A 280-nucleotide genomic window follows, 5' to 3' on the forward strand; every position below is an offset into this window, starting at 1 on the left:
CGGTCGGAACCGAAGTTCCGCCCAGCTGCACGTTGTTCGTCGTGCTGCCGGCTTTCAGGTTAAAACCGTCTTTCAACGCGGTGATGGCCGAATTGTTGGCGATGTTGAGGTTGGTTCCGAGGTCCGGGTCGGTCTTCACGGTGACGGTGGCGCCGTCGGAGGCGTTGGCGACTTCGACGAGGATTTTGTTGGCTTCGCCTTTGAACTTGATGTTCTTTTTGGACGCGCCGCCGAGGGTGATGTCCTGTTTCGTTCCGGCTTCGTTGCTGACGGTGAAGCC

1 protein-coding gene is annotated in these 280 nt (G+C 58.6%); it reads right to left on the reverse strand.

Annotated elements, in window-relative coordinates; all coding sequences use genetic code 11:
* A partial coding sequence (locus tag B0D78_RS13020) for a hypothetical protein (protein WP_168170142.1) occupies positions 1-280 on the reverse strand: 280 nt, incomplete at both ends.

Source organism: Pyramidobacter sp. C12-8 (assembly GCF_002007215.1).
In the GTDB taxonomy this organism is placed as follows: domain Bacteria; phylum Synergistota; class Synergistia; order Synergistales; family Dethiosulfovibrionaceae; genus Pyramidobacter.